The organism is Staphylococcus sp. GDX7P312P, assembly GCF_008385775.1.
Lineage (GTDB): Bacteria > Bacillota > Bacilli > Staphylococcales > Staphylococcaceae > Staphylococcus > Staphylococcus haemolyticus.
Window position 1 is genome coordinate 1 of sequence record NZ_VUKI01000026.1, and the last position, 4,422, is coordinate 4,422.

Here is a 4,422-nt window from a genome sequence, read left to right on the forward strand (position 1 = left end):
ATGAATTTCGTCCGCCATCTTGAAGTGATAGTTCCTCCGCATATAATTCTTTAATTCGAACTTTGTGATCCTTGCGATACACATGTCCTTGCGGTGTTTTATATTCGATGTTGGACTTTTCTCTAAAATATTTTATATGTATTTATTCAGGAATAAAATTTGCTACTCATTGTAATCAAAAGAATGACTAAGCAACTTTTACATTGCTTAGTCATTCTTCACTTCATTTTACTGTTCTTCTTGTTCTTTAATGAACTGCTCTAATTGTTTTACTTCGTCTATTAATCGTTGTTGCTCTGGAAGTTTTCCAAAATACTTGTATTTAAAATAATCTATTCGAGTACCTAACGTAAAATCATTATCCAACCAATTAATATATCCAAATGAAATATTTGCTTTCCCGTCATCACTTAAAATAAATGTACATGTAGTCCATACTTCCTGATTATACTTTTTAAATTCTAAATTTAACTCTTCGAATTTTTCATATAGTTCATTTTCTAGGTCATTATATTTTTTCTCTGAAATATTAAAATCGTCTGGAATATTTAGTGAATAAAACACACCATCGTAATTTTTCAATGTATAAAAGAAAAATATACTCCCACCTTCCAATGTTACTTCAGCCTCAATAAATATATTATTCCATTCATTTGGCATTATTTCATTTACCTTTGTAGCAATATTTTGATAAATATTTTTCAAATTATTTTCAAAATCCATAATCATTTCTCCTAAATATTTTTTATTATTTATTTCACTTTTTTGTCATCTTGTTCATAAGACACTTCAAATTTCAAGGGTCTATGACTAACATCGTCATATCTAATTTCCATTTTTATATTTTTAATAGTTCCACCTTTTTCTATTGTTGATCGCCAATCTTGTTCCATGTTATACCATTGGCCATTATCTTTAAATGGTCGGTTGATGTATTTACTTTGAGGTACGAGATTGTCTATATCTTTAGAACCTCCGAATGCGCGTGCAATTAAATGACCACCGTCATCATCTGGTAATCGGTCTTTTCTTCCAACTGTTCGTTGCGCATATGAATTACGTCCACCATCTTGAAGTGATAGATCCTCCGCATATACTTCTTTAATACGACCTTTGTTATCCGTGCGATATACATGTCCATGAGGTGTTGTATATTCGATGTTGGCTTTTAATTTTTTACGATTCATAAATCCACTTTCATAATGGTCACCATATTCAATCTTTGTAAGGTTTGGGTCTTCATGATAATGAACATGATTGGAACTATGACTTCTACTTATATGTATTCATAATACGTTTCGTTTAAAACTTTTATATTCATAACTGCATTATTTATAATCCGAAAAGAGGTTAAACAATTTCACACTGTTTAACCTCTTTATATCTTTCTACAGTAATTATAATAAATTAAATTATATAAGATTTGATACTTGATATTAAAATTTTATAAGTTGATTTTATTGATCAAATGCAATAATAATCCACTCATCAATTAAATCCCATATATTAAATTCGCTCTCTGGTTCATCACCTTTTAGCCATAATACGCCACTTTCATCTATATTTTGAGAAATATCTAAGACAACATAAGATCCCATTCCATTACTAAAAAAGTTAAATAAATTATCAAGATTGTAGTGACTATCATTATCCCAACCAAATTCAGACATACAATTAATATTTTCAGAATACTCTAATCCCAAAGATTTACTACTATACATACAAAACCCATTATGTAAATTCTCATAAAAGTTTTTTAATGAAGATGGAAATTGTTCCCAATTCTCTTTAATTGATTCATTCATATTTTTTAAAGTATCCATTGGGTTTTTACCCTCGTAATATAAATACTCACCTGTCTGATAACTTTTAATAGTGTACAAAATAGAAATTTCTTTTCCTACCTTTATTAAATCAATATTTACTAAATAATCACTTAAGTAATTTATCGTGTTACTTAATTCTTCACCAACATATTTCTTCCATTTTGATAGCAATATTCTTTTTCTATCAATGAAACTGTCATTTCCAAATATTTCTTTCCAATATTCTGGTATATTCATTTGATTATCTACATCAATAAATTCTACTGTATTATCATTTAGTGTGTATTCACTTAGTATTTCAGATAATTCATGTTTATTCATTTAAAAATCCCTTCCTCTTAATTCATCAATTTTATGTTGAATTTCTTTCTCTAATTCCGCCTCTTTTTTTATCATTCTATTTCTAAATGTGCTATCTACTTTTATTCCTTCTTTCTTATATTCTTCCCACTCTAAATAACTTTTGTTATTTTTAGATGCATTTGCACTTCTACTTAATCCCATTATATTTTTTTCATAATTTAATAGATCAATTTGCTGTTTGTAATCTAATTTATAACAAAAAATGGAGTAAATGAATATTTCTACATCCATCTACTCCATCTTTATGTGCTATTTTTTTATAGTTACAAGAATTATATTAATCCAAATAAAGTTAATAAATTTAGAACAAAGATAATAGCTACTACAACTACTGAAATTTGTAGTAATTTAGCGGTTTTAGCTTCAACATCTTTCTTATACTAAACACTACAAACGATGCTTCCAATTGTGAATAAAAGCGTTACAATAGTTGAAACAAAAATTAAATCAAACTAATACTTTATTGTACCATTCATTAATTGCTATAAATACTGTACATATTTATAGCATTAAGAAGTAAAAACTTTATTTGATAGGTAAATTAATCATTCTGTAAACCCTAAATATAACCATTCATCTAATATGTCCCATATATTTTCCTCATATATCGGTTCGTCATCATCAAACCAAATAATTGCATTAGAATGGTCATTGTATGCTTTTACAATTATATATCCGCCCATTCCTGTAGTAAAAACAATGATATAATCATCTAAATCAAAATCTATATGTATATCTAAATCTGAAATAACACCCCAATCATATTCACCCATTACGTTAACATCTTTGATTTCTTGTAAACCCATAAATTTTCCTGGAAAGAAGTAAAATCCGTTATGAACTTCTTGATAAAATTTCTTTAAATCATTAGGTAACATTTCTAAATTTGTATTATCGCTATCTAGTCCTCCTAGATAATAAATAGTCTCATTAGTAGGGTGTTGTAAAATATATACAATATAATGCTGGTCTTTATTTTTTATCAATTCACAATCTTTTAAATTTCTAGACATATAATTCAATACATTTGATAATTTTTTGCTAAATCCATTTTTCCATATTTCAATGATTAAATTGACTTTTTGTGTTTTATCTTTAGTTGAAAGCACTCTTTTCCACTTATGTGGTATATTAGCTTTCTCACAATTCTCTACATAAACGAATGATGGATCAAATTGTTGAAATTCTTCCAAAATGCTCATTGTTTACCTACCCTTACACTAATATATTAATTAACATTTAAATCTATTTCAGAACATTATAGATAAAGCTATACGTCGATTAAAATTGTTAATCAACTATATAAATTAAGTTATTTTTATTCATCAAATGAAAACTAAGCAACTTTTACATTGCTTAGTCTTTCTTCACTACCTTTTACTCTTCTTCTTGTTCTTTAATGAATTGTTCTATTTCTCTAATTTCTTCTTTTGCGTAATCTAATTCGGGAATAATGCCGAATTTTTTATATTTATAATAGTTAAATCTTGCTATCTGTCCAAATTCAGAATTTTTCCAATCGATATACCCAAATGACACATTTAATTTCCCATCATTAGTAAAATTAAATTCACAAGAAGACCATGGATTTTGTTCATATTGAATAAATTCTTTCCTTAACTTTTTAAATAACTTATGTACATTTATAAGTAACTCCATATAAATATCATTAGATACATTGTATTGTTCTGGAATATCTCCACAATAAAACAATGCTTGTTCATTAGGCTTACGATAAAAGAAAAACACTTCACTACCTTCATCATTTACATATGCTTTTAAATAAATATTTTCCCATTTATCCGGAATCATACTACTTACTTCAGTGGCTATATTTTGGTATATATAATTCAATTTTCCTTCAAAACCCAATCTTATCCCTCCTATATATTGTCTATATATCGTACTTGCTTTTCACCTTGACTAATAAATTCGATTGCAAATCCTATAGGTCTTAGACTTTCTTCATCATAGTCTATTTTCATTCTAATATTTTTTACTTCTCCCCCTCCTTTTAAAACTTTCACCCATTCTTTCTCCATCTTATACCATTGACCATTATCTTTAAATGAACGGTTGATGTATTTACTTTGTGGTACGAGATTGTCTATATCTTTAGAACCTCCGAATGCGCCCGAAATTAAATGCCCCCCGTCATCATCTGGTAAACGGTCTTCTCTTCCAACTGTTCGTTGCGCATATGAATTACGTCCGCCATCTTGAAGTGATAGAT

At 27.7% G+C, this 4,422-nt stretch carries 6 protein-coding genes and 1 pseudogene; all 7 read right to left on the minus strand.

Going from position 1 to position 4,422, the window contains the following annotated elements:
* Positions 1-228 precede the first annotated feature (228 nt).
* The gene (locus F1592_RS08370; RefSeq protein WP_053017157.1) at positions 229-723 is read right to left on the minus strand and encodes an immunity protein YezG family protein; all 495 of its coding nucleotides are present in this window, start codon (positions 721-723) and stop codon (positions 229-231) included.
* Between the two features lie 29 nt (positions 724-752).
* Positions 753-1,283: pseudogene (locus F1592_RS08375) on the minus strand (DNA/RNA non-specific endonuclease); the annotation flags it as partial.
* Between the two features lie 174 nt (positions 1,284-1,457).
* A complete protein-coding gene (locus tag F1592_RS08380; protein ID WP_053017155.1) occupies positions 1,458-2,147 on the minus strand; it encodes a hypothetical protein in 690 nt (229 codons plus the stop codon).
* Positions 2,148-2,420 (minus strand): hypothetical protein, encoded by a 273-nt coding sequence (locus tag F1592_RS08385; protein ID WP_053017154.1) that lies wholly within the window; start codon positions 2,418-2,420, stop codon positions 2,148-2,150. It lies immediately after the preceding gene.
* Between the two features lie 314 nt (positions 2,421-2,734).
* Positions 2,735-3,391, minus strand: a complete 657-nt coding sequence (locus F1592_RS08390; RefSeq protein WP_053017153.1) for an SMI1/KNR4 family protein — start codon at positions 3,389-3,391, stop codon at positions 2,735-2,737.
* A gap of 175 nt (positions 3,392-3,566) precedes the next feature.
* Positions 3,567-4,061 carry a TIGR01741 family protein gene (locus tag F1592_RS08395; protein ID WP_053017152.1) on the minus strand — a complete coding sequence of 165 codons (495 nt, stop codon included), beginning with the start codon at positions 4,059-4,061 and terminating at the stop codon, positions 3,567-3,569.
* 11 nt (positions 4,062-4,072) lie between these two features.
* Positions 4,073-4,422: DNA/RNA non-specific endonuclease (locus F1592_RS08400; protein ID WP_188294686.1), on the minus strand; the 350-nt coding region annotated here is incomplete at its 5' end.

Excerpts from the sequence above, each read along its gene's own strand:
- F1592_RS08370 (WP_053017157.1), bottom strand. The coding sequence starts at position 723 with ATGGATTTTGAAAATAATTTGAAAAATATTTATCAAAATATTGCTACA.
- F1592_RS08380 (WP_053017155.1), bottom strand. The coding sequence starts at position 2,147 with ATGAATAAACATGAATTATCTGAAATACTAAGTGAATACACACTAAAT.
- F1592_RS08385 (WP_053017154.1), bottom strand. The coding sequence starts at position 2,420 with ATGGATGTAGAAATATTCATTTACTCCATTTTTTGTTATAAATTAGAT.
- F1592_RS08390 (WP_053017153.1), bottom strand. The coding sequence starts at position 3,391 with ATGAGCATTTTGGAAGAATTTCAACAATTTGATCCATCATTCGTTTAT.